This window comes from Hyphomicrobium sp. 1Nfss2.1, from assembly GCF_965243865.1.
Classification (GTDB): Bacteria; Pseudomonadota; Alphaproteobacteria; order Rhizobiales; family Hyphomicrobiaceae; genus Hyphomicrobium_A.
The window spans coordinates 3,044,007-3,068,818 of the sequence record NZ_OZ251603.1; the positions used below are offsets into that span (position 1 = coordinate 3,044,007).

Annotated in this window: 21 protein-coding genes and 1 pseudogene; 10 read left to right on the forward strand and 12 right to left on the reverse strand. The window is 63.7% G+C overall.

Annotated features, from left to right (window positions below; translation table 11 throughout):
* Position 1 precedes the first annotated feature (1 nt).
* The 3 genes from ACP15D_RS14790 to glyS all read left to right on the forward strand — a co-directional run bounded on the left by ACP15D_RS14790 (position 2) and on the right by glyS (position 4,148).
* Entirely contained in the window at positions 2-955 is a 954-nt protein-coding gene (locus ACP15D_RS14790) for a glycine--tRNA ligase subunit alpha (protein ID WP_424958206.1), read from the forward strand.
* A complete protein-coding gene (locus ACP15D_RS14795; RefSeq protein WP_424958207.1) occupies positions 955-1,185 on the forward strand; it encodes a hypothetical protein in 231 nt (76 codons plus the stop codon). The genes ACP15D_RS14790 and ACP15D_RS14795 overlap by 1 nt, the downstream gene beginning before the upstream one ends.
* 656 nt (positions 1,186-1,841) lie before the next feature.
* Entirely contained in the window at positions 1,842-4,148 is a 2,307-nt protein-coding gene (glyS, locus tag ACP15D_RS14800) for a glycine--tRNA ligase subunit beta (RefSeq protein WP_424958208.1), read from the forward strand.
* A 176-nt stretch (positions 4,149-4,324) separates the two neighbouring features.
* On the opposite strand, the pseudogene ACP15D_RS14805 reads toward glyS, so the two are convergent.
* Positions 4,325-4,558 (reverse strand): annotated as a pseudogene (locus tag ACP15D_RS14805) (GIY-YIG nuclease family protein); the annotation flags it as partial.
* 122 nt (positions 4,559-4,680) lie between these two features.
* Here ACP15D_RS14805 and ACP15D_RS14810 point away from each other — a divergent pair.
* On the forward strand, positions 4,681-5,100 hold the full coding sequence (locus ACP15D_RS14810; protein ID WP_424958209.1) for a gamma-glutamylcyclotransferase family protein: 420 nt from the start codon (positions 4,681-4,683) through the stop codon (positions 5,098-5,100).
* A gap of 227 nt (positions 5,101-5,327) precedes the next feature.
* On the opposite strand, the gene ACP15D_RS14815 is transcribed toward ACP15D_RS14810, so the two are convergent.
* The 3 genes from ACP15D_RS14815 to ACP15D_RS14825 all read right to left on the reverse strand — a co-directional run bounded on the left by ACP15D_RS14815 (position 5,328) and on the right by ACP15D_RS14825 (position 8,858).
* Positions 5,328-7,244: an ABC-F family ATP-binding cassette domain-containing protein gene (locus ACP15D_RS14815; protein ID WP_424959244.1), complete on the reverse strand. Its 1,917-nt coding sequence runs from the start codon at positions 7,242-7,244 to the stop codon at positions 5,328-5,330.
* A 63-nt stretch (positions 7,245-7,307) separates the two neighbouring features.
* On the reverse strand, positions 7,308-7,658 hold the full coding sequence (locus tag ACP15D_RS14820) for a DUF3147 family protein (RefSeq protein WP_424958210.1): 351 nt from the start codon (positions 7,656-7,658) through the stop codon (positions 7,308-7,310).
* A 6-nt stretch (positions 7,659-7,664) separates the two neighbouring features.
* Positions 7,665-8,858, reverse strand: coding sequence for a DUF4339 domain-containing protein (locus tag ACP15D_RS14825; protein ID WP_424958211.1), 1,194 nt, complete (start codon positions 8,856-8,858; stop codon positions 7,665-7,667).
* Positions 8,859-9,082: 224 nt separating this feature from the next.
* Here ACP15D_RS14825 and ndk point away from each other — a divergent pair, with 224 nt between their 5' ends.
* Together ndk and ACP15D_RS14835 are read left to right on the forward strand one after the other, a co-directional pair.
* The gene (ndk, locus tag ACP15D_RS14830; RefSeq protein WP_424958212.1) at positions 9,083-9,505 is read left to right on the forward strand and encodes a nucleoside-diphosphate kinase; all 423 of its coding nucleotides are present in this window, start codon (positions 9,083-9,085) and stop codon (positions 9,503-9,505) included.
* Positions 9,506-9,546: 41 nt separating this feature from the next.
* Positions 9,547-10,071 carry a dihydrofolate reductase family protein gene (locus ACP15D_RS14835; protein WP_424958213.1) on the forward strand — a complete coding sequence of 175 codons (525 nt, stop codon included), beginning with the start codon at positions 9,547-9,549 and terminating at the stop codon, positions 10,069-10,071.
* Between the two features lie 135 nt (positions 10,072-10,206).
* Here ACP15D_RS14835 and ACP15D_RS14840 read toward each other — a convergent pair whose 3' ends face one another.
* From ACP15D_RS14840 to purM, 8 genes are all read right to left on the reverse strand, one after another.
* On the reverse strand, positions 10,207-10,572 hold the full coding sequence (locus ACP15D_RS14840; protein WP_424958214.1) for an endonuclease domain-containing protein: 366 nt from the start codon (positions 10,570-10,572) through the stop codon (positions 10,207-10,209).
* Positions 10,573-10,975: 403 nt separating this feature from the next.
* Positions 10,976-11,329, reverse strand: coding sequence for a c-type cytochrome (locus tag ACP15D_RS14845; protein WP_424958215.1), 354 nt, complete (start codon positions 11,327-11,329; stop codon positions 10,976-10,978).
* 221 nt (positions 11,330-11,550) lie between these two features.
* Entirely contained in the window at positions 11,551-12,951 is a 1,401-nt protein-coding gene (locus ACP15D_RS14850; RefSeq protein ID WP_424958216.1) for a cytochrome P450, read from the reverse strand.
* Between the two features lie 230 nt (positions 12,952-13,181).
* Positions 13,182-13,859: a phosphoribosylglycinamide formyltransferase gene (gene purN, locus ACP15D_RS14855; RefSeq protein WP_424958217.1), complete on the reverse strand. Its 678-nt coding sequence runs from the start codon at positions 13,857-13,859 to the stop codon at positions 13,182-13,184.
* 85 nt (positions 13,860-13,944) lie between these two features.
* The gene (locus ACP15D_RS14860; RefSeq protein ID WP_424958218.1) at positions 13,945-16,959 is read right to left on the reverse strand and encodes an autotransporter outer membrane beta-barrel domain-containing protein; all 3,015 of its coding nucleotides are present in this window, start codon (positions 16,957-16,959) and stop codon (positions 13,945-13,947) included.
* Positions 16,960-17,140: 181 nt separating this feature from the next.
* Entirely contained in the window at positions 17,141-18,406 is a 1,266-nt protein-coding gene (locus ACP15D_RS14865) for a porin (RefSeq protein ID WP_424958219.1), read from the reverse strand.
* Positions 18,407-18,601: 195 nt separating this feature from the next.
* Positions 18,602-19,417, reverse strand: a complete 816-nt coding sequence (locus ACP15D_RS14870; protein WP_424958220.1) for a recombinase family protein — start codon at positions 19,415-19,417, stop codon at positions 18,602-18,604.
* 297 nt (positions 19,418-19,714) lie between these two features.
* Positions 19,715-20,839, reverse strand: coding sequence for a phosphoribosylformylglycinamidine cyclo-ligase (purM, locus tag ACP15D_RS14875; RefSeq protein ID WP_424958221.1), 1,125 nt, complete (start codon positions 20,837-20,839; stop codon positions 19,715-19,717).
* 266 nt (positions 20,840-21,105) lie between these two features.
* Here purM and ACP15D_RS14880 point away from each other — a divergent pair, with 266 nt between their 5' ends.
* The 4 genes from ACP15D_RS14880 (at position 21,106) to ACP15D_RS14895 (ending at position 24,763) form a co-directional block, all read left to right on the forward strand.
* Entirely contained in the window at positions 21,106-22,194 is a 1,089-nt protein-coding gene (locus ACP15D_RS14880) for a DUF2066 domain-containing protein (RefSeq protein ID WP_424958222.1), read from the forward strand.
* Positions 22,195-22,291: 97 nt separating this feature from the next.
* A complete protein-coding gene (locus ACP15D_RS14885) occupies positions 22,292-22,843 on the forward strand; it encodes a CDP-alcohol phosphatidyltransferase family protein (RefSeq protein ID WP_424959245.1) in 552 nt (183 codons plus the stop codon).
* A 55-nt stretch (positions 22,844-22,898) separates the two neighbouring features.
* Complete coding sequence (locus ACP15D_RS14890; protein ID WP_424958223.1) at positions 22,899-24,032, forward strand: AI-2E family transporter; 1,134 nt, start codon at positions 22,899-22,901, stop codon at positions 24,030-24,032.
* Between the two features lie 44 nt (positions 24,033-24,076).
* Positions 24,077-24,763, forward strand: a complete 687-nt coding sequence (locus ACP15D_RS14895; protein ID WP_424958224.1) for an HdaA/DnaA family protein — start codon at positions 24,077-24,079, stop codon at positions 24,761-24,763.
* Positions 24,764-24,812 lie beyond the last annotated feature (49 nt).

Consider the following 24,812-nt stretch of genomic DNA (forward strand, 5'->3'; position numbering starts at 1 on the left):
CATGCCGACCGCCGAAGCAAAATCCGCCCGCGCGCACGCCGTAGAAGTGCCGCCGCTGCACCCGAAGAAGTCCTTCCAGGACCTCATCTTCACCCTGCAGCGCTTCTGGGCTGAGCAGGGTTGCGTCATCCTGCAGCCCTACGACATGGAAGTCGGCGCCGGCACCTTCCACCCGGCAACGACCCTGCGCGCCCTCGGCCCCAGGCCGTGGAACGCCTGCTACGTACAACCCTCGCGCCGCCCCAAGGATGGCCGCTACGGCGAGAACCCCAACCGTCTGCAGCACTACTACCAGCTTCAGGTCATCATGAAGCCGGCGCCATCCGACATGCAGGATCTCTACCTCGAAAGCCTGCGCCGCATCGGCATCGCTCCAGAGCTGCACGACATCCGCTTCGTCGAGGACGACTGGGAGAGCCCGACGCTCGGCGCCTGGGGTCTCGGCTGGGAAGTCTGGTGCGACGGCATGGAGGTGACGCAGTTCACCTACTTCCAGCAGGTTGGCGGCTGCGAGTGCGAGGTCGTCTCCGCCGAGATTACTTACGGTCTCGAGCGGTTGGCAATGTATATTCAGGGCGTCGACCGCGTGTACGACCTCTCGTTCAACGGCCGCACCGACGCGCGCAAGCTCTCCTACGGAGACGTATTCCTGCAGGCCGAGCAGGAATATTCGCGCTTCAACTTCGAGTACGCCGATACGGCCCTCCTTTTGCAGCATTTCGCCGACGCCGAGAAGGAGTGCCTGGCGCTGCTCGACGCGGGCAGGAGGGATGGTCGGCACGAGATGGCGCTGCCCGCGTATGATCAGTGCATAAAGGCCAGCCACCTCTTCAACCTGCTCGACGCGCGCGGCGTTATTTCCGTCACCGAGCGGCAGAGCTATATTCTCCGGGTGCGCGAGCTGGCCACGGCCTGCTGCGTAGCTTGGCGTGAGACCACGGGAGGAAGCGCATAATGCCGCCTGTCGTTCTTGGTGGACTAATTGTCGGTGTGCCGGCTTTGATTGTCGCCTGGCTGATCCTCTTCAATCGAGCGCGTCCGGTGTTCTGGTTCGCCGTGGCGCTGATCCTCGTCGGCCTCGGCTATCTCGGCGCCACGGGCGCTCTGGTCGACATCGCTGACGCTGTCGTCGCAAGAGAGACCGCGCCGCTCCCTACCGCCGAGCCCCAGCCCGTCTCGCCCTAGGAGCTTCTCTGTCATCCCGGAAGCGGCGAGCATCGCCAGCCGCTATCCGGGATCCAGGAGAAAAGCGTCACAGACTCGGAATCTTGCGCTGGCTCCCGGGTCATCGTTCGCTGCGCTCGCTCGCCCGGGATGACAGATCAGGTTGTCATCCCGGGGCTCGTCCCCGGGATCCATCTGTCCGCTTGTCCCGCCCCATACGCACACTGGATCCCGGCAACAAGTGCCGGGATGACGAGGTTGGCCGCACGATTACGTCACCCGTTTCCGGGGTGACGCTTTTCCAACGTCACCGGCTGCCCCGACCAATCCTCTCTCCGCTCGTATCAGATCAAATCCTCAAGCGGAGAGGCCGCAGGCCGCTCAGGGCGCAAGGCGCCCCGGCGCGAGCGCCGGCCATCCGCCGCGCGACGCTTGAAGCGGACCAATCCTCTCTCCGCTTGTGTCAGATCAAATCCTCAAGCGGAGAGGCCGCAGGCCGCTCAGGGCGCAAGGCGCCCCGGCGCGAGCGCCGGCCATCCGCCGCGCGACGCTTGAAGCGGACCAATCCTCTCTCTCCGCTTGTGTCAGATCAAATCCTTACGAGATGACACCGCGGCCCCGATAACGTATGAGTGCGCCTCCGAAATTCACAACGAAACCGAAGAAAAAGCGCCCCCATGTCAGAGCTTCTGCTCGAGCTGTTCTCCGAAGAGATTCCCGCCCGTCTTCAGGTGCGCGCATCGGAAGATTTGCGCCGTCTCATGGTCGACGGTCTCAAGGCGAAGGGCCTCGAAGTGGGTGAGGCGCGCGCCTTCGCAACGCCGCGCCGCCTGACGCTCGTCATCGCCGATGTGCCGAAGAAGTCGCCTGCCATCTCCGAGGAGAAGAAGGGCCCGCGCACGAACGCACCCGAGCAGGCCGTGCAAGGCTTCCTCAAGTCCGCCGGCCTCGCCTCCCTCGACGAGGCGACCATCGTCAAGGACGAGAAGAAGGGCGACTTTTATCTCGCCAAGATCGAAAAGCCCGGCCGCCCCGCCGGCGAAATCATCGCCGAGGTTCTGCGCGAAACCATCCTGAACTTCGCCTGGCCGAAGGCTATGCGCTGGCAAGAGCCAGACTTCTTGGTGACGGAAGAAGGCGATTACATTGTAGACGATCAAGGAAGATACATTGTCGCGGCAGAAGCGCTTCGTTGGATACGCCCCCTGCGGTCGATCATCCTGCTGCTCGCCGGCAAGGTCGTCCCCTTCGAGATCGCCGGCATCAAGTCGGGCAACGTCACCCGCGGCCACCGCTTCATGGGCGGCGAACCGTTCAAGGTCACCGACTTCGCCGACTACGAAAAGCAGCTGAAGGCCAACAAGGTCGTGCTCGACTTCGCGACCCGTGCCGCCACCATCAACGAAGGCGCGCACGCGCTCGCCAAGGAAGCCAAGCTCACGCTCGTCGAGGATGACGCCCTCGCCGCCGAGAACGCCGGCCTCACCGAATGGCCGATCGTGCTCATGGGCGAGTTCGACAAATCGTTCCTCGAAGTGCCGGGCGAGTGCCTCACGAGCGCGATGAAGACGCACCAGAAGTGCTTCTCGCTGCGTCACGGCAAGAAGCTGGCGAACCACTTCCTGCTCGTCTCGAACCTCAAAGCCAAGGACGGCGGCAAGACCATCATCGCCGGCAACGAGAAGGTCATCGCCGCGCGCCTGTCCGACGCCAAGTTCTTCTGGGAAACCGATCTCAAGAAGACCCTCGACGAGATGCGCGACGAGCTGAAGGGCATCACCTTCCACGAGAAGCTCGGCACCCAGTTCGAGCGCACCGAGCGCATCAAGGAGCTGGCGCACCAGATCGCCACCGAGCAGGAGCTGTGCGAGGCAGCGCTCGCCTTGCGCGCGGGCGAGCTGTCGAAGGCCGATCTGGTCTCCGGCATGGTCGGCGAGTTCCCCGAGCTTCAGGGTCTCATGGGCCGCTATTACGCTGCACACGAGAAGCTGAACCCCGAAATCGCCCGCGCCATCGAGCTGCATTACAAGCCCAAGGGCCCGACCGATTCCGTTCCGCTGGAGAGCGAAGACGACGGCGCCGCCGTTGCCGTCGCGCTCGCCGACAAGCTCGACATGCTGGTCGGCTTCTGGGCCATCGGCGAGAAGCCCACCGGCTCCGGCGATCCCTACCAGCTCCGCCGCGCCGCGCTCGGCGTTATCCGCATCGTCATCGAAAACGATTTGCGGCTAGCTCTATTTCCCTACTTGGTGCTCGCTGGTCGACTTGTCATGGCAAACAGGCTGTCGAAGGTAGCCGAGCACGTCGATGCCAAGTTGGCACCACTTAAGGCGATGGATGAACTCAAACCCGATGGCCTCATTCAGAAGCTCGTTGCCACTTCAAAGCAGGCGGTGGGCGTCATGTCTGATGTGCGTGGCTGGGATGTTCCGCCTCAGGAATGGGAAGTGAAGCAAGCGGCTGACCTCCTGTCCTTCTTCGCCGACCGCCTGAAGGTCTACCTGCGCGACAAGGGCGCCCGCCACGACCTCATCGACGCCGTGTTCGCGCTCCCAGGCCAGGACGACCTCGCGCTCATCGTCAAGCGCGTCGAGGCGCTGTCCGAGCTGCTCGGCACCGACGACGGCGTCAACCTGCTTGCTGGCGTAAAGCGCGCGCAGAACATCCTCGCCATCGAGGAGAAGAAGGATAAGACCAGCCACGCCGGCGACTACGACGCGGCGCTGCTTCAGCAGGATGAGGAAAAGGCGCTCGCCGCCGCCATCGACAAGGTGAACGACGACACGGCGTCGGCCCTCGCCGTCGAGAACTTCGCCGGCGCCATGCGCGCCCTCGCCGAGCTGCGCGCCCCCGTCGATGCCTTCTTCGACAAGGTGACCGTCAACGCCGACGATCCGGCGCTGCGCCTCAACCGCCTGCATCTTCTCTCGCAGATCCGCGCCGCCACTCTCAACGTCGCCGACTTCACCAAAATCGCCGGCTAAGCGCCGTCCTCTGTCATCCCGGAAGCGGCGAGCACCGCGAGCCGCTATCCGGGACCCAGGAGAAAAGCGTCGTAGGCCCAGTGTCCTGCACTGGGTCCCGGGTCATCGTTCGCTGCGCTCACTCGCCCGGAATGACAGACCTTATGTCGTACGATCGAGCCACAGGTCGCGCCACCCGGATTGCCCCCCTCGATCAGCGCGATCTTCCAAGCCCGACGCCAGCGCTTGATCCGCTTCTCACGCCGGATCGCCTCCTCGATGTCGTCATGCTCCTCGAAATAGACGAGCGTCTTCACACCATATCTCTGCGTGAATCCTGGTATGAGGCCGTCACGATGTTCGCTCATGCGCCCGTAGAGGTCGCTGGTGACGCCGACATAGATCGTGCCGTTGCGTTTGCTTGCGAGGATGTAGACGAAATAAGCGTATTCTCGACCGACGACGCGAAACTCTCTGTCATCCCGGGCGCGCGAGGCTCGCCGAGCGCAGACCCGGGACCCAGCATAAGGGCTGCCGGAGGCTCATAGAACCGATGAATGACGACCGGGCTCGCTATCTCTTCGTCTACGGCACGCTGATGAGTGGCGTGCGCAGCGCCCTCGGCACTGAGGAGCGGCTGCGCTTGGCGCGCGAGTCAGACAGCCTCGGCCCCGCCTCGCTGCCGCAAGCCCAGCTCTTCGACCTTGGCGACTATCCCGGCGCGCTCGCCGTCGACGACGTCGACACCATCGTGCACGGCGAGCTCGTGCTGATGTCGAAACCGCAAGCATCTCTGCTCTGGCTCGACGAATACGAAGGCTTCGTGCACGGCGCCGACGACAACGAGTACGACCGCATCGTCAGACAAGTGCGTCTTGCCGGCGGCGAAACGCTCGATGCTTGGGCTTACATGCTGCGCCGCGCGCCCGAACGCGGACGACGTGTTGTCAGCGGCCGTTGGGGCAGCCGCTGACAAGTAGGTCAATGATAGGGGAAAGCTGTTGAGAGCTGGCTGCGGACCCCGAACGGCCCTCACCGCGTTGGGCACGGTCCCCGCTTAAGACCGAGGCTGCCAGCTCCCAGACATTCGTTCTTACACCGGCCATGCAGCGGCCACTATTGGGGCACGCAAAAACAAATATTCATGTGCATATCTCGCACATTTAGCTTGTCGCTGAATCGTCACGAAAAGTTTGCGCGCTACGCATCTGCAGCGTCGGTCGCATCAACATTCGCACGCTCGTACGCATCGCTTGCGAGCAGCCATTGCTCTTCCGCATCGCTCAAACGCTTCGCAAGTTGGCCGCGCTCGATCGCAGTGTTCTGCGCACGCTGCGGATCCTTCGCATAGAGTTGCGGATCGGCGAGCAACTGATCGAGACGCGCGATTTCCGCGCTCAGTTTTTCGACGGACTTCTCAGCCGCTTGCATCGCTTTCTTCAGCGGCGCGAGTTGCGCGCGGCGATCGGCTGCTGCGCGCCGCTGGTCTGCGCGACTGTCGCGCGAAGCTTCCGCTTTCGCGCTGCCATTGCGCGCGCGCGTTGCCGAACCGCGTTCGGCAAGCAGGTCGGCGCGATATGAATCCATATCGCCATCGTAGGATTTAACCGTGCCGCCGCGCACGATCCACAAACGATCTGCGGATGCTTCGATCAGATGCCGGTCATGGCTGATCAGGATGACCGCGCCTTCGTATTCGGTCAGCGCGTGCACCAGCGCCTCGCGGCTGTCGACATCGAGATGGTTCGTCGGCTCGTCGAGAATGAGCAGATGCGGCGCATGGAACGCCGCCAGCGCCAGCAGTAGCCGCGCTTTCTCGCCGCCCGAAAGGTTCGAGCACTTGGTGTCCGCCTTGTCGGCCGAAAATCCGTACGTGCCCAGCCGCGTGCGCCGCTGCGCTTCCGTCGCCTCCGGCATCAGCTCGACCATGTGGTCGTACGGAGTCTTGCCCGGGTTCAACTCATCGAGCTGGTGCTGCGCGAAATAGCCAACATCCACGCGCTTCGCCCCGAACGCGTTGCCCGACAGCGGGTTCAGCTTGCCCGCGATCAGCTTTGCGAACGTTGACTTGCCGTTGCCGTTCTGGCCCAGCAGCGCGATGCGATCGTCCTGATCTATCCGTAGGTTGATGCCCGTCAGCACCGGTGCCCCCGGCGCATACCCGACCGAAACCTCCTCGAAGCGCATCAGCGGGCTCGGCAGCGCCTTGGCCGGGTTCGGCAGGTAGAACGGCTTCACCCGCTCATCCACCTGCGCCGCAATCGGCTGCATCTTCGCTAGAGCTTTGACGCGGCTCTGCGCCTGCGCCGCCTTCGTCGCCTTCGCCTTGAACCGGTCGATGAACGCCTGGATGCGCCGCCGCTCCTCGTCCTGGTGCTTCTTGAGCTTCAGCTCCAGTCGCTGCTTTTCGCGTCGCGCTTCCTCGAAATCGTCATACCCGCCCGAATAGAAGGTGAGCTTGCCGCGGTCGAGATGCAGGATCGCCGTCACCGCGCGGTTGAGCAGGTCGCGGTCATGGCTGACGATCAGCACCGTATGCGGGTAGGACCGCAGGTACGTCTCTAGCCACATCGCGCCTTCGAGGTCGAGATAGTTGGTCGGCTCGTCGAGCAGCAGGATTTCCGGCTCTAGGAACAGCACAGATGCCAGCGCCACGCGCATCCGCCAGCCACCCGACAGCTCCCGGCACGCGCGCTTCTGCGCCACTTCGTCGAAGCCCAGGCCCGAAAGGATCTGCGCCGCCCGCGCCGGAGCCGAATGCGCGCCGATATCCGACAATCGCTCGTGAATTTCCGCGATGCGGTGCGCGTCGCTTGCATGCTCCGCCTCGGCCAGCAGTTGCGCCCGCTCGGTATCGGCGGCAAGCACCGTGTCGATGATGCTCTCGTTCCCGCCCGGGGCCTCCTGCGCCACGTGGCCGATGCGCGTCGTGCGCGGCACCGTGATCGAGCCCATGTCCGCAGCAAGATCGCCGGCGATGATTTTCAGCAGCGTTGTCTTGCCGGCGCCGTTACGGCCGACGAGGCCCACCTTGTGCCCGGTGGGAATGCCGGCCGTCGCCCCTTCGAATATGGGCCGGCCCTCAATGCGATAGCTGAGATCGTTGATGTGCAGCATGGCGAGCACATAGCCGCTCCGCCTCGCCGTGTCATCCTCGGGCGGCAAACCCGCTCGCAGCGGCTAGATGGCGATGCCGAACCGCTTCAGGATGGCCAGCATCAGGAAATATGCAGCGGCCGTCAGGCCGCACGACACTGCAAGGCTGGGGGCAAACGTCCATCCTGCCCGCAGCAGCAGCGGTAGCGCGATGAAAAGCACCAGAGAAGGCAGTACCAGCCAGAAGATGCCCGTTGCGAGATCGGCAACCTTCCCTGTGTCGCCGGTATCGGCATAGAGCCAGATCATCGCCAGCACCGAAGTCAGCGGGATCGACGCCAGCACGGCCCCCAGCAACGAGGACCGCTTCGCCACCTCCGCGATCGCCACCACCAGGATGGCGGTAATGGCGATTTTCGTGGCGGTCGCGAGCATCTCCAGCTAGCCCGAGACGACTGGCTTCAGCGTTTCGACCAAGAGACGCTCCTGCGTGCCCTGGTCGGCAATGGAAAGATGCGCGGCGAACCAGTCCTGCACCATCTGGCACACGCGCTCCGGCGGCTCACGCGACAGCATCGATGGATTCGAGAAGACCTGCAGGTCCTGCTCTTTCCAGCCGAGCTTACCCAGCTCCTGCACCAGCACGTCGTAGTCTTCCTTAGCCGCCCGGTCGTGCGGCGAGGGCGACTTGCGCCCGTCGGCAATGGCCTCGAAGATGGCCGCGATCTGCGTCTGCACCGCCGCCCCCTGCTCGGGCGACTGCAGCACCTCGAGCACTGCCGGTGCCGTCTCGCCCTGCGAGATGAAGCCGTAGCAAGCGCCGACGCTCTTGGTCGACAACGACTTGAGATTGGCGAGGAACGCGGAAGCCACGTCCTTCAGGCGCGGCGTGCTGGCCGACAGCGCTTCGTTGGCATGCTGGCGGCGCAACGCCACCAGCGCCTCGGCGAGGTGCTTGTTGACGGCCTCCTGCGGCTGGTTTTGCGCCGTAAGGGTCGCAGCCTGACGAAGCTGGTCATTGTACCAGTCGGGGAACTCGCGCTTCACCACGCTCCAGGCCGGCAATTGTTCGAACTTGCCGTCGAGTTGGCTTGCGCCAGCATCGACATCCGCCTGAGCGACACTCGGCGCCGCGGGCGGCGTGGAGCTATCGGCTGGCGCCGACACGGTCGGCACCTGCTCGCCTTCGCGCGATGCGCTGAGCTTGTCCTGCACCATGTTGAGGGCGCCGCTCTGCCAGGCAAACCATCCGCCGCCGCCGATCAGGGCCAGCAGCACAGCTACCAGCGCAAAGCGCTTGATGCGTGAGCCGCCGCCGCCATCGGCATCGTCGGACACGCGAATGCGATCGGGCTCGAATGACGGCTGGGCGCCTGCTCCGGCAAGACCGCGAGCCGGTCCGCCTTGCGCGCCCTGCATCGCCGGGCGTGCCGGTGCAGCAGGGGGCGGAGGCTGTTGAAACGGAAACACCGCCGGCGCCGGGCGCCAATCGGCAAATCCGGGACGCCAGATGAGATCGGTCGGCTTTAAATGCCCTTGCGCGACAAATGTGCGCATTTCCGCGTCGGAAAGCGGGCCATGCTGCTTGCCCTCACGCGCGATGTACCACTGGATGTCAGCCTGCTGGCCAGTCATGGAGATCTCGTATCAAGAAGGGAACTGACGCGACGCTAATGCTCAGCCCCTGGCCTATGCTGGCCTTTTCGCATGGCACCAATGTGGTTCGATGTACCGTGCTTCGTCAATTGGCCGCACCAATGCGTTGTCGGTTCGTCCACCGCAGCATTGCTGCGCCGCCGCGCCCCAGCTATAAGGCGCCGCAATTCAATAAAAATCCAACCCCTTAAAGAGGTCGAGGGATGTCCATCGAGCGAACGTTTTCTATTATCAAACCGGATGCTACCGCACGCAACCTGACGGGCGAAATCAACGCGGTCATCGAAAAGGCCGGCCTGCGCATCGTTGGCCAGAAGCGCGTGCGCTGGACCAAAACTCAGGCCAAGGAATTCTACGCCGAGCACAAGGCCCGCCCCTTTTTCGGCGAGCTGGTCGAATTCATGACCTCGGGTCCGATCGTTGTTCAGGTTCTCGAGGGCGACGACGCCGTTGCCACCTATCGCGCTCTCATGGGTGCGACGGACCCGGCAGAGGCCAAGCGCGGCACCATCCGCAAGCGCTTTGCCGAATCCAAGGGCGCCAACTCGGTCCACGGGTCCGATAGCGCTGCTTCCGCCAAGCGCGAGATTGCATTGAACTTCACGACGAAGGAAATTGTCGGCTAACGACCGCGTGCCAAAGCGCGGTCCAGGGGGACTAACTCCTAATGGCGCGCGTCCGGTTTTATGTTGCCACCAGTCTTGACGGTTTCATCGCCGACCGCGAGGGGAGCGTGGACTGGCTGGCGCCATACGACGCGCGCCTCTATGGCTACGACAAATTCATAGACGAGGTCGGCGCCCTGATCATGGGGCGCCGCACCTTCGAGCTGATCTCCGCCATTGGCGAGGATTGGCCCTATGCCGGCAAGCCGGTCTACGTCCTGACATCCAGCTCACTGGGCGACCTGCCCGAAGGTGTCACCACCACGACGCGCGGTATCCGCGCAGCGCTGCAGCTCGCCCGAGAGAAGACCCGCAACGATATCTGGATCGTCGGAGGCGCCGTCACCATGCAGTCGGCGCTGGAGGAACGGCTCGTCGATATGGTCGAGATCTTCCTTGTGCCGGTTCTGCTGGGCGCCGGCCTCAACCTCTTGAATGACTTGACGATCCGCCCGACGCTTGCCTTCGACGGCATCGAGGCCTTCCCCGACGGCGTCGTCAAGCTGCGCTACCTCGTCCCCCGCTAGCGCCCCGATCGCCCGAGCGTTTATCGGCGAGGGCGTGAATCGGCAGCGCACATGGTCGCTCCGATCGCCCGACCGCCTATCGGCGAGGGCGTGAATCGGCAGCGCACAATGCCGCCCACCTATCTCCCTCCCCCTTCACGGGGGAGGGTCGGGGAGGGGGTCGCTTGCAACCCCCAAGTAATCTCGAATGCGCTGAAGCGCAGCTTCCGGATTCTCCAGAACCTCGCCGTCAAGCAGCCGAAGAACGTGGAACCCCTGCCGTTCGAGCCACCGGTCTCGCTCGGCATCACGGGCCCGCCTTGTCGGGTCTTCATGTGAGCTGCCATCGACCTCGACAATGATCCGTCGCTCCAGGCAGACGAAGTCGACGATGAACGGACCGATGGAAGCCTGGCGCCGGAAGCTACATCCGCTGATCTGACGTTTGCGCACGAGTTGCCAGAGTTCGCGCTCGCCCTGAGTTGGCGCTTTGCGCATCGCTCTTGCGCGCTCGCTGGCCAAGTGGCGGCCCCCCACCCTAACCCTCCCCCGCAAGGGGGGAGGGAATGAACGTGTGTCGCTCGCCGCGCAGCGGCAAGGGCGCAAGGCGCCCCGCGCCTAAGGCGCGGCTGTCAGCGCGCACGCCGCACGCCGCACACAAAGGCGCTCTCAGCTCGTGTCGCCATGAAAAAGGAGCCCGCGCAGCGGCAAGGCGCCAAGGGCGCCCGGCGCGAGCGCCGGCCATCAGCTTGCGCGACCTCCGCCGCACACAAAGCCGCCCTCAGCTCGTGTCGCTATGAAAAAGAGCCCGCGCAGCGGCAAGGCGCCAAGGGCACCCGGCGCGAGCGCCGGCCATCAGCTTGCGCGACCTCCGCCGCATGCAAGGCCGATTTCCGCTCGTGTCACTTAAGAAAGAGCGTGTCAGCTACTTCTTGAGACTCAAAATATACGCGGCGACGTCGCCGATCTCTTCGCGCGTCAGCTGGATCTGCGGCATCGGCGGATGCGGAATGACGATGGCGCCTGCAATCGACTTCACCGTCTGATCCGGCACGTTGGCGATCTGCTCGAAGCTCGGCACGTCAGACGAAACCGTCGCGCCCGCAGCTTCCGCGCCGACGATATGACAGCCAACGCAAAGCTTCTCGGCGATAACCTTTCCGGTCTTGGCGTCCGGATGAATCTGCGCGAGCGCCGCTCCGGCGAGCGCCAGGGTGATGACTGCAATACCCGAAACAGCAAGAGCGCGCGGAGAGATCATGCGGGCAAGGAGGAGCATCTGAGGGTTTCGCCTTTCTGTCCGTTGGTGGGAGCCGCAAGTCGGCTTGGCTCCCTTCCCTCCACAGTAGCCCAATGCGGCGATAACCGGTTGACTAAGATCAGCGACAGCGCTTCAGGCACAAAAAAAGCGCCGCTCGATTGGCGGCGCTTTGTTTGCTTGTCCGTTGCTTTCGGCGGATGGCGCGACCGGCGCACCTAGCCCCGCAGCACGATAAGTCCTTAGCTCAGCTCACGGATCTTGAACTTGAGCCCGCCTTTCGGCGTCAGCGTCACGGTTGCGTTGATGCCTGCCGGATCGTTGCCGACGTACTCAGGGCGGAAGCGGCGCAGCAGCAGCGATAGCGCCAGCGTGTTCTCGACCTGGCTCATGGCGCCGCCGATGCAAGACCGCTTGCCGCCGCCGAACGGCAGGTAGGAATACTTCACCTGCTTCTTGGCAGCGCCCGCCATCCAGCGCTCGGGCCGGAACTCTTCCGGGTTCTCCCAGAAGCGCGGGTTGTGATGTGCACCGTATGAGAACAGCACCACGCGATCGCCAGGACGGATCTCCTTGCCGCCGATCACATCGTGCTCGTTGGCGACGCGGATCAGCCCCCACACGGGCGGATAGATGCGCATCGTCTCCTGGATGAGCGCGCGAGTATAGGCGAGGGCCGAATAGTCGGCGGCGGTCGGCTCGCGATCGCCGTAGACTTCCTCGCCTTCTTTGCGAATGCGCTCCGCCATTTCGGGGTGGCGCGCCGTCTCATAGAGCGCCCACGCCAGTGTCAGCGCCGTCGTTTCGGTACCGGCCCACAGATACTGCTTGATCTCGTCGATCGCCTGCTGCTGGTCGAATTCCGGCACGTTCGGATCGGCGACGACGGCCTCGATCATCTTCAAGAGGGTGCGCTCGCGCTCTTCGCGCGGGTCCGCGGCGAGCAGCGAAGGCGGCACGGCAGCCCAGGCCTCCATCGCCTTGGCGGCGTCCTCTTCGGTGATCTCGAAGATCTCGCCAGCCTGCTTCTTGAGGCGGATCTCCTTGTGGTTCATCACGTCGGTATAGGTCTTCACGCACTTGAACACGAAGTGCGGATTGAACGGCATGTCGCGGTCGAACAGCGCCTTGCAGATCATGTCTGCAGCGAGCGTCCAGGTCTGCTCCACCATTTCGATGGTCTCGCCGGACTTTGCCACATCCGACCAGATGTCCATCTTCGTGCGGATCGCCGCCAGGAAGTAGGGGATGTACTCGGCGAACATATCTGGATGGAACGCCGGCTGCTGCGGCATGCGGATCTTTTGCCAGAGCGCACCGTCGTTGGTGATCATCGACTTGCCGAAGATCGGCTTCAGTCCGTCGAAATACTTGACGTAAGCGTCCGCCTTGGTGACCAGCACGTGCTTGAAGTCTTCCGGCTCCGACAGGAGCACGATGCGCTGGTTGGCGAGGTTGATCGGAATGACCGGACCGTAGCGCTCCGCCATCTGCATCAGGATGTGTAGCGGGTTATCGACGCCAGCCTTTAGAAGCGGCGACAGCTTGAACCAGACGCTAGATTCATCGCCCAGGCCCTGCGCGTGGGCAGGTGCATCTGTTTCAGCGGCAGCAGGCGTCGGCTGCGTCGACATCACGGTCATGACGTGTCTCCCGGCGGAAAAGCCGCAAAGAATGAGCTTCTATGCCTATTCCAGCCAACGGGTTGTAAACTGGGCGACGAAACGGGCCCGTGCAGAACCGCGCACGGATTAGAACCGTGCCCCCCAAGGCTCGCCGAGCAGTATCACCGGGCTGTCATAAGTGTCCATGCGACTGCGCGTTTCCGCTTCATTTTGGCGCTAGACCGCTGATCTGCTGCAACGCCGAATGGTCAGTCCAACGGTGGCCAATACAATGAATTCATTTGGTTAATCTGGAATTGCCGGTAAGCCACCCTGTCGCCTTCTACCTTCGCCGCCCCCGATGCGACCATCGCCAGCGCGTGGGGATAAAGACGGTGCTCCGCCTCCAAGATTCGCGCCGCCAGGCTGTCTTCCGAGTCGCCGTCGAGCACCGGCACCGCCACCTGGGCGATGATCGGCCCAGAATCGAGCTCCGGCCGAACGAAATGCACCGTGCACCCGGCGATCTTCACGCCGTCCTCCAGCGCCCGCGCGTGCGTATGCAACCCCTTGTACGAGGGCAGCAGCGAGGGGTGGATGTTGATCATGGCATCGCGCCAGCCCTCGACGAAGCCCGCGGTCATTTTGCGCATGAACCCCGCGCAGGCGACCATCTCGACGCTATGCCCACGCAAGGCGCGGTCGAGTTCCACCTCGAACGCCTCACGCGATGCGAACGCCTTGTGGTCGATCGCCTGGGTCGGAATGCCGAGTGCCTCCGCCCTGGCAAGGCCCGCAGCCTCGGGGCGGTTGGAGATGACGCAGACGATCTCCGCCGGATAGTCGCCGGCCCGCGCGGCCTCGATCAGCGACACCATGTTGGAGCCGCGCCCGGAGATCAAAATGCCGACCCGCTTCTTATCCGGGCCCGATGACGTGGTGCTCATTCGCGCCCATTAGCACGCCCGGGGCCGTCAGGCATCCGGTGTCGGCGACCCCGGATGCCTGGATGGTTATCGGTTCCCGACCGCGTCAGAACTTCACGCTCGCCTTGGCGCCGAATGTGTGCTGCTGCACCTCGGAGCCGAACAGCCCGTCGTACTGCGCCTTGATCGTCGTGCCATCGCGCCACACGAAGTCGAGCCCCGCGCCGACGTTCCCCATCACGTCCTCGACCTCGGCCTGCGTGGCAAAGCCGGGAACGCCCGCTGGTCCGCCGATGAAGCTGCTGGTGATCGTGACGTGGTCCTCGCTGTAGAACACCCCGCCCAAGCGCGCGAACGGACGCACCAGCGTGCCGCCGTCGATCATGACCTCGCCGCCGATCTCGACAGCCGGAGCGGCGGAGAAAACCGTCTCCTCGCTGCTGGCGATCGACAGAGCACCCGGGCCGCCCTGCTCCTGTACCGAGCCGATCCAAAGGTGCGTTGCCTCCACGTCGATCATCGGCTTCGCATAGAGCGCGTTGCCGCCCATCTGATAGGCGACGCGCATGCGGCCGCTGAGATGTGACACCGTCTGGTCGCCGGTTGCCGTGGTGACGAGACCACCGAAGTTGATCGGCCGCGTGGTGTCGGTCGAGCCCGTGCCGCCGAACACTGCGCCAGCAACGACCCACGGACCGGCGACATGCTTCAGCGCCAGGCCAGCATACGCCCGGTCGATGTCTGCGCTCGCCCCGTTCGTGGCATCGGCGTTGCCCTGTTCGATGCCGCCCGCAAGGCCGAGCATTAGCCCGGGCGCTACCGCGACCTGCCCGCCCCCGGAGAAGCCCCACGTCTGCTCGTCGTAGCCGAGGCCCTGGGCGGAAGCGTTCTGATCAAGAGTGCGGCCCGTGAACGCCGCCCACAGGCATTCATCCTCGCTCACAGCGGCGAACTGCGCTTCACGCTTGTGGCAGCTCAGCAGCGAATTGCCGAAAGCGTGCGCGCCGTACAGCGTGGAAACGGCACTGTCGCCATAGATCTCCGGAGAAAGCTGATCGAGCGCCGAGCGGTACTCGCCATCCGTGGTCAACGCGAGCAGCGCCGAGGTGATGTCGTCCAGCTTGGTCGGATCGGCATCGACCGCGTCGTTGAGATGCTCGCCGACCGCTGTCTCGTTCTGCGTCAGTCCGATATTCGGCGCGAAGCTGAGATTGTAGGAAACCTGCACCGTATTGGCGTCCGGGTAGATCAGGAACGCTTGCAGCGCCGGGCTGGCGATCAGCTCGAGGCCGTTGAGCGTAACACCGTCGTCGGCTGTCAGCACTGTCGTCGTCCCGCCGGCAATTGCCAGACTTGCGACCGACAGCTTGACCGCGCCATCGAGGTCCGCCCCTTCCGACACGTCGACGCGATCTGACGTGCCCGCAGCAGCATCGAGATCGATGGCGAGCGTGCCGGTCGCGCTCTGCGCCAACCCGCCCGTCAGCGCCGTCGTCTCCACCGTGCCTGTTCCGCCCGGCGAAATGGTACCGTCGTTGTTGACCGTATTCCCCGCACCGATGCTCAGCATCGTGCCGACCTCGAGCAGGCCTCCGGCCTTGTTGTCGAGGACGTTCGTGCCGCCACCGAGATCGACGTTGCCGATGATCTTGCCCGAATTGATGAGCAGGTCGTCATAGTCGCCGACGACGGTGATCGCATCGCCTGCGTAGCCCACGATCGTGCCAGCGTTCGTGATCTCCACCGAGCCATACGCCGAGTTGCCCGAGCCATCGTCGATGAGGATACCGCGGTCGTAGCCCGAGATGATCGCACCGGCGTAGTTCTTGATCACACCGGCGCCCATAGCGATGCCTTCGGAGTGGTTCGCGTTACCACCGCTGTCGACGCCGCCTGCTCCAGTGCCCTGGATGGTGCCGTAGTTTTCGATGTAGCCCGTGTAGTCGATGTCGACGCCGTCGCCGTCACCATTACCAACGCCTGCGTAGGCGCCGGTGATAGTGCCGTAATTGATCACAGTGCCATCGCCGTCGGAACCGACGCCCGAGCCGTTGCGGCCGGTGATCTCGCCCCAGTTGTAGACGGTGACGTCGTTGTCCGTGGTGATGCCGTGGCGGAAGCCGGAAATCTCGCCAGTTTCCATATTGTAGATCGTTCCGGCGTGGGCCTGCAGGTCGATCGCATCGCTGCTGTCGCCCGAGCCGATGACCCCGCCGGCATAGATCTCGCCGTAGTTTGTGACCGTTGCGGCCTCGCCCGGGCGGATGGCATCGGCACCTGTTGACGAGATCACGCCCGTAGCGCGGTTGATGATCTCGATCGTCGCCGCGGACGAGGAGAGATCGTTGAAGTCGATGGCCTGCCCGCCCGTACCGGAAATTGTGCCGGCATTGTCGACGAGGATTTTTGCGGCGGTCGTAGTCAACGAGCTCTCGTAGTCGTCGCCGGCTGTGATGCGGATGGCGTCATCGGCAAGGCCGGTTATCTCTCCACCCTCGTAGTTGTAGACCTTGAATGAGACGAGGTTGCTAAGATCGCCATCCTCGATGTTGATCGCCCGTTCGGACGCTTCGATTAGACCGCTATTCTCGATGAGAATCGTTCCGAGCCCGGGCCTGATCGCGTCATCGTCGGGCGCCAGAATTTTCCCGGAATTGTAAAGGCTGAACACGCTCGTGGCCGACGCGTTCTTTACGAGGTCGAACACCTGATTGCCGGTCGAGGTCATGGTGCCGGCGTTGTTGACAGTGACCGTGCCGTTGGAGATTGAGGTGTTGATGCGGAAAGTGTCGCTACTGGAGGTTATTAGCGCGTCCTCGTAGTTATTCAACGTGATGCTTCCGCTCGAGAACGAGCCGGTATCGATGGCGCGCCCCGACGCCGAGATCGTTCCCCAGTTGTCGATGATCACGCCGGGCGCATTTGAGCCGCCGCCCCAGGTGATCGTGCCATTCAGCGTGGCGCCGCTGGCAACGGCGCCCTTGTCATTCCCGCTGACAGATTGATTGCCGGTGGCGCTAGGAACTGTGAAGTCGGCGGCTGCCGGGACGGAGAACGAGAAGACCGAGAATGCGCTGAGCGCAAGAGCGGATGCACCGCTCAGAAGCGAAGTACGCGACACGAGAACCCCCACTGGAACACGACCCCAGCGAGGTAACTCCCGTTCACTATGGATTGATGACGTTCAATTGAATCCGCGCGATGCAATCGCGCCACGCGACAAACGCGCGTCCTGCAAACAAAAAAAGGGCCGCCAACAATGGCGGCCCAAGTCGAGAGAGTAGGTAGATCGATCGCCCTGATCAGAACTGGATGCGCGATCCAGCGATGACCATGTCGAAGTCGTCGATCGTGTGGTTGACCGGCACGGCAACGGAGCCTGTCGTGTAGTCGCCTTCGGCGTGGCGGTACATGACGTAGAGGTCCATCGAAGCGGCTTCGATGTTCTGCACCAAGCCAGCCGACCAGAAGGTCAGGTCAGCGCCGAGCGTCTTGCCCGGGTTGGCGCCGGCTTCGTCCTTGCGATACTCGCCGAACACCGTGGTCTTGCCGAGCTCATGCCACTTGCGCTCGATGCCAGGCTGCACGAACCAGGTCGTGCTGGTGTCATCGAGGCCGGCAGTGATCGTCTCGACCTTCTGCTCGCCGTAGCCACCATAGACATAGAGGCCAGTCGGAGCATGCATCAGCGTGCCGGCAGCGCCCCACCAGGTGCACTTGAACTCGGTCGCCGTGCCGCAGCCGGTAGCAGTCGGGTCCGTGCTCTCGCCGTAGCCGATCTTGCCGAGCAGCTTGAACTCGTGGAACTCACCCTTGTAGGTCAGCGCGCTGTCCCACATGTCGTCTTCACCCCACGAAACCGAGGCCGTGAAGCCGCCGAACTCCGGGGTGTCGTACTTCACGACGTTACGACGGCCGCTCTGGCCGGGCGTGCCGTTGTTGAAGCCACGCTCGACGTCGCTCCACTTCAGCGAGGTGAGAGCGCCGTTGCTGCGGATCAGGAACGCGCCCTGATAGACGGCCGAAGCTTCAGCATCCGAGACGTTACGTGTGTTGGCGCCGTCGGCATCGTCGAGCAGGTGATACGTCGAGGTGCCGTCGAGACCGACTGTGACCTTACCGTAGGTCTTGCTCTTGATGTACCAGTTGCTCTTGCGCAGCGTCAGAACGTTGTCGCTGCTGCTCGAGGGAGCGGTCTGGTTCCACTTGTTCGACGCGTGGCCGTTGACGCCGACTTCCAGCGTGTAGCCAGCCTCGAAGTCCTTATTGATCTTGGCCTTGCCGGCGAACTTGAAGCGCGACTGCTCCAGCGAGTTCGTGCCGACATAGACGTTGCTCTCGGTGCCGTCGTCCCAGAAGGTGACTGACTCGTTGACCCAGCCGGAGATCGTGAGGCTGACCTTGCGGTTGCCCTTCCGTGCCGTAGTCGCCTCGAGTTCGGCGACACGCTCTTCGAGATCGCTGCAGCAATCCCCACCGAGGTCTGCGGCTTGGGCGTTGGCGACGCCCAGCATCAGACCGCTAACGGCAAGGGCGGAGATCCACCCAGCCTTTACTCCCCCACTCATACGCAACTCCTACGCACTACGCACTAAACTGGCCTACGGCCCACGCAACCGGAACTCAATTACGCGACCATGCCGCCCAGCGGGGACCCTGCCGGATCCGCGCTAGCCGAGGCATCGATAACTTGGGGATTAGGGTCCCGTAAACACTGATTCGGAATATGACAATTTATGACGCATTCGCTTGGACGGATTGCATCACTGCGACGTCTTATTCCGCGGCCAATGACCCTTCAGCATTCGCCGAATTGCTTCGGGATGAAACGGCTTCTTATTCGCGCTGACAAAGCCAACTTCAGCAAGCTTAGCGCTAATCTCGCGCAGCGTGACGCGATCCCCACTGACGCGGCTCGACTGATAGATGCGTTTCGCCATCAGCGTCGCTTCCGGCTCGATGTCCGCATAGCGACGCCGCCGCGCCGGGCCCGTTGATGCGCGGCGCGCGCTGACAGTAAGACGCGATGCGGACGAGGCCGACGCGGCATCAAATTGTGCTGATGCGGCAAGGATTTTCCGCACTTCCGGATGCTCGTCGGACTCCGCAGCGAAGGCATCCGGGGTGTCGGCAGCAATGAGGTCGATGCCGCGCTCGCGCAGGCGCTCGTAGCACACGATCCGCTCGAAACCGGTGCCCGACAGAAGGCTTGCTGTGCTAACGATGATTGTGCGAGCCGAATTCAAATCGACACGAACGAGAAGGTCGGTGAGGGCGGCAAGTGTCAATGTGGGGATGACGCCGCTTTCTATTGCCGTGGTTATTTCACCGACAATTTCGAAGCCAGACGCTGTGGCAAAAGCCTGAATAGCACTTCGCTGGGCGACGCCGAAGCCTCGCCGCAAAAACGCAAGGGCAGGTTTCAGCTCCGCGCCGACTTTTTGGAGCATTAAACGGCTCGTTCCACAATCAAGCGGATTACGTGAATTTTCGTCGCCCTTGCGCGCACCAAGCGGCACTGCAGCCATCCGGCTACTGGGCAGCGGGTACGAGCCACACAATCCCACCAGCAGGCGCAATGCCCCTGCACAGTCGGCTCACACTGCATCGTCTACCTCGCCCCGACCTTTCGGGATTCTTACGGATCCGTAAGGTGCGCTCGCGCTTGTCACGATCCGTCACAGGAATGAAAGGCAAGAGTTCTTCGCACTGCAAGAAGCGGGCACAGCGGAGCGACCCGGCAGTCCGCGTTTGACGGATTTGTGAAATGTGACGGCTGTTGCGCGCCAGGCACACGAGGCCAGGCCATCCTGAGAGGCGCGCGTCGGGCATTGCTGCCGCGAGAGTGGCAGCGCGAAACAGATTGGCCGCGGTGATCAGGCGTAGCGCAGGGCGCCCGAGTACTGAACCGCCCAGGAATCGCCCTTGCCCTTGGCCTCCGAGCGCGCGCCGCTTCCCGGCACGATCTCGCCGATGACGTAAGGCGCCTCGCCCCACTCCTGCATCAGCCGTACAAGCGCGTCCGCATCGTTCCGGGCGACGACCATCACCATGCCGACGCCGCAGTTGAACGTCTTCAGCATCTCTTCGTCCGGCAGCCGGCCCGTCTTTGCCAGCCACCCGAACACCGGCAGCGTTGCAAATGAGGAAAGATCGACACGCGCCGCCACGTCGTCGGGGAGCACCCGCGGCAAATTCTCCGAAAGTCCGCCGCCGGTGATATGAGCAAGCGCCTTGATCGGCCCCTGCGTGCCGCCGACGGCTTCGATCGCCGCCAGCACCGGCTTCACATAGACGCGCGTCGGGGCCAGCAGCGCTTCGGCCAGCGTCCGCCCCGGCTCGAATGGCGCCTCAGCCTCCCAGGCAAGCCCGCTTTCCTTAACCAAGCGCCGCACCAGCGAGTACCCATTGGAATGCACGCCGGACGCGGCCAGCCCGATCATCACGTCGCCTGCGACGATATCGCTGCGCGGCAGGATCTCGCCGCGCTCCACTGCGCCGACCGCAAAGCCAGCAAGGTCGTAGTCGCCCGGCTGATACATCCCGGGCATCTCGGCCGTCTCGCCCCCGATAAGCGCGCAGCCCGCCTGCCGACAGCCTTCCGCGATGCCCGACACCACCGCCTTGGCGGTTTCCACGTCGAGCTTCCCGCAGGCGAAATAGTCGAGGAAAAACAAAGGTTCGGCGCCCTGCACGACCAGGTCGTTGACGCACATGGCGACGAGGTCGATGCCGATCGTCGCGTGCTGTCCCGTGTCGATGGCGATCTTCAGCTTCGTGCCGACGCCGTCGGTCGCCGAAACCAGCACCGGGTCGCGAAAACCCGCGCCCTTGAGGTCGAACAGCCCCCCGAAACCGCCGAGGTCCGTATCCGCCCCGGCGCGCCTCGTCGACCGCGCCAGCGGCTTGATCAGCTCGACGAGGCGGTTTCCAGCATCGATATCAACACCGGCGTCGCGATAGGTTATGGCCGGGTTGCGTTCCCGATCTGCGTCTGTCATGTGACCTCGGAACCCAACTTTTGCCGGCTTTACCTGCCGGAGATGCGGCGTCCTAGAGTGCTTCCGGAAAGGTGGGAACCGGTTTTCCGATAAGAAGCACGGCAACACACAAGTCTAGAGCCTGTCCGCGTTTCAACGAAAAGCGGAAAGGCTCTAGCAGCTTAGGCGTCAGGTCGGCAACTCGCGGCGATTCTGCCGGCGAGGCAAGGCTGCAGAGCGGGGAGGGAAGTCGCGTGCCGGCCATCCGGTTGAAGATTGTGTGCACAATGGCCGCCATGGCCATTGTCTGGGCAGCGGCCAGCGCCGCTTCGGCCAGCGATGACGTGTTCACTGTCGGCAACTACCCCGTCGATGCCGAGGCCGCCAACGCCGTTGCCGCCAAGAAGCAGGCGATGAGCGACGGCCAGCAGGCCGCGTTTCACTCGCTTCTGAAGCGCCTCGTGCCCGTCACCGACTTCGACCGCCTGAAGCGCCTCTCCGGCCTCAGATCGTCCGGCTTCCTCGAAGGTGTCTCGGTGCGCTCCGAGCGCAACTCGTCCACCCGCTATATTGCCAGCCTCGATTTCTCCTTCCGCCCCGACAGTGTGCGCTCCGTGCTGCAGCAGGAAGGCATCGCGTTCGTCGAGGACCAGGCGCGGGAGATCATCGTCGTGCCGGTGGTACGCACCGCCGACGGCTCGATCGACACCGGCCCGGCCGCGCGCGCCTGGACCAATGCCTGGCGCGGACTTGATCTCGAGCACTCCCTGACGCCGTTCGCGCTGCAGACGGTGAAGGGTGAAATCCACCCCGACACCCTCAAGATGGCTACCGAAGGCCGCGGCGCGGAACGCACTCTCGCCGGTGAGTACGGCTCGCCTTACGTGGTGCTCGCCATCGCCGATCCCGATCCGGCAACCGGACGCCTCAACGTCACGATGTCCGGCATTGATGCCGTCGGCAGCTTCAACCTCAAGCGCAGCTATCGCATCTTCGATGGCGACACCGCCTATTCGATGGAGCTCGCAGCCGTCGTCGGCCTTGGTGTGCTCGAAGGCCGCTGGAAGGCGACCAAGGTCTCGCCCGCATCCTCATCGGCCTATGCGCCGGCCTACTCGTCAACAGGTTCCGGCGGTGGCGTTGCAGTCGCCATGCGCGCCCAATATCAGAGCCTTGCCGAATGGAGCCAGATGCGCCGACAGCTCCTTAGTCTGCCGGGCGTCGAGGACGTGCGCATCGAAGTGGAATCGGCCCGCGGCGCCGATCTCACCCTGCGCTTCCCCGGCGGCGCGCGCGAACTCGCCACGGCCCTTTACGGCAGTGGCCTCGCGCTGGAAAATGGCGCAGACCGTCTCATTCTTCGCTCATCCTATTAGGCCAGCGATAACGCAGCGGCTACAAGCGGCGAAATAACAACAAGGCGGAGCGCCCTCGACGCGTCGCCAAAACAGGTGAACGCGCGTGGACCGGTTGCTGAACATCCCCAATATCATCACCGTGGGGCGAGTGATCCTCGTCCCGGTGGTCTTTTGGCTGCTCATCACCGGTCAGACGCAGGTCGCGTTCATCGTCTTCATCATCGCCGGCATCTCCGACGCCGTGGACGGCTACCTCGCCAAGACATTCGGCTGGCAGACCGAGCTGGGCGCTTATCTCGACCCGCTTGCCGACAAGCTGTTGATCGTCAGCATCTTTCTGGCGCTCGGCGTTGACGGAAAGCTCCCCTTGTGGCTCGTGGTCGCCGTCGTCTCGCGCGATATTCTCATCGTCATCGCCGTCATTCTGTCCTGGCTGCTCGACCACCCCGTTCGTATCAAGCCGCTCATCGTCTCCAAGGCGAACACCGTCGCGCAGATCGTGCTGGCCGCGACCGTTCTCGCCGACGAAGGTTTCGGCCTCGGGCTCGGCTGGACGCGCTTTGTGCTGGTGTGGCTGACGGGTGCGCTGACTGTGGCGTCGTTGGCTGCTTACCTGCATAGTTGGCTGCGACACATGTCGGATGAATCGCCTGAGGCGGGCGGCTGAGGGACAGCGGCATCGCCAAGGGTTGGCCGATCGGCCGGACGAGGGGCTTTGAGCGATGCGCGTCGAACGTCAGGTCCTGTTCTGGCTCTCCGCCGGGCTCGTGCTCATCCTGCTCATTGCCCTGCTGCGCGGTGTCATCCTGCCGTTCGTCGCCGGCATGGTCATCGCCTACTTCCTCAACCCGGCCGCCGACCGCTTGGCGCGCTGGGGTCTGCCGCGCGGGATCGCCGCCACCCTCATGGTCGCCGCCTTCGCCTGCATCATTGCCGCCGCGCTCATCTTCCTCGTTCCCTTGCTGCTGACCCAGGCGCAGCAGTTCGCGGTCGCCCTACCCGATGAGATCGCGCGGCTGCGTGGACTTCTTGATGTCTGGGCGCGCGAGCGGCTCGGCACACACTATCCCGAGGTCGCCGCAGGCCTCGACCGCAGCTCCAACGCTATCGCCGAGAACATCACCAGCCTGGCCGGCTTCGTCGCCGGCTCGCTGTGGAGCCAGGGCCGCGCGCTGTTCGATTTCCTGTCGCTGCTGCTCGTGACGCCGCTCGTCGTCTTCTACATGCTGATCGACTGGCACCCGATGCTCGCCAAGGTCGATTCCTGGCTGCCGCGCGCACACGCGCCCACCATTCGCCGTCTGGCTTCCGAGGTGAACGACGCCGTCTCCGCCTTCATCCGCGGTCAAGGCACCGTCTGCCTCGTGCTCTCCATCTACTATGCGGTGGCGCTGGGCTTGATGGGTCTGCGCTATGGCCTTCTCGTCGGCCTCGCCACCGGCCTCATGAGCTTCGTGCCGTTCGTCGGCTGGGCGCTGGGCTTCATCACCGCGACCACCATCGCGATCGTACAGTTCTGGCCCGACGCTGTTCCGATTCTCATCGTCGTCGGCATCTTCGCCGGCGCTCAGGTGCTCGATGCCGGGTTTCTCTCGCCCAACATCGTCGGCTCCAAGATCGGCCTGCACCCCGTTTGGCTCATCTTCTCGCTGTTCGTGTTCAGCTACCTGTTCGGGTTCGTCGGCGTGCTCGTCGCCGTGCCGATCGCAGCCGCCATCGGTGTGCTTGTCAGGTTCGCGCTGAAGATTTATCTCGCCAGCCCGCTCTACAGCGGCATCGCGCCGCCAACGACGCTGACCGCTTTGCCCACAGCGACCGCCACGTCACCCTCGCTCGAGAAGCCAGTTTCGCCGTAATCATCGGCAACACACCATCACCCGTTCACAACTTGCGAATACGAATGACCGCCTCTCCGCGCCAGCTTGTCCTTGATCTCGCCCACCGCCAGGCTTTGGGCGCCGAGGATTTTCTCGTTTCGAATTCCAACGCCGCCGCCGTGGAGATGATCGACGCTTGGCCTCGCTGGCCGCACCCGGCCTCATTCGTTGCCGGCCCGCAGGGTTCCGGCAAGAGCCATCTCGCCAACGTCTGGCGCTTGCGTTCGGGAGCCGGCATCGTCAGCGCCGCCGAGCTGAGCGACACCCTGGTGGCCAGCCTCCCGGATGCCGCCGCCATCGTCGTCGAGGATATCGACCGGGGGATTGCCGATGAAAAGGTGCTCTTCCACTTGCTCAACCGGGCGCGCGAGAGCAAACTTTCCGTCCTGCTGACGTCGCGCGTGCCACCGGGCGAGCAGGAATTCCACGTGCCCGACCTCCGCTCGCGGCTGCGCGCGCTGCCGATGGTGGAGGTTCAGCCCCCCGACGAGGCGCTTCTCAAGGCGGTGCTGGTCAAGCTGTTCGATGACCGCCAGCTCTACGTCGAGCCCCAGGTGATCGACTATCTCAGCGTCCGCATGGAGCGTTCGATGGCTGCGGCAAGCAACATTGTCGCCGACATCGACCGTTTGGCGCTGGCGACTCACAGGAAGGTGACGCGACCGCTAGCCGCACAGGTGTTGGCAGCGATGGGGGAAAGCCGTGAGTAACGCGATTTAAATGCCGCCCGTGGCGAGCATGTCATATTTGTGACTTAGC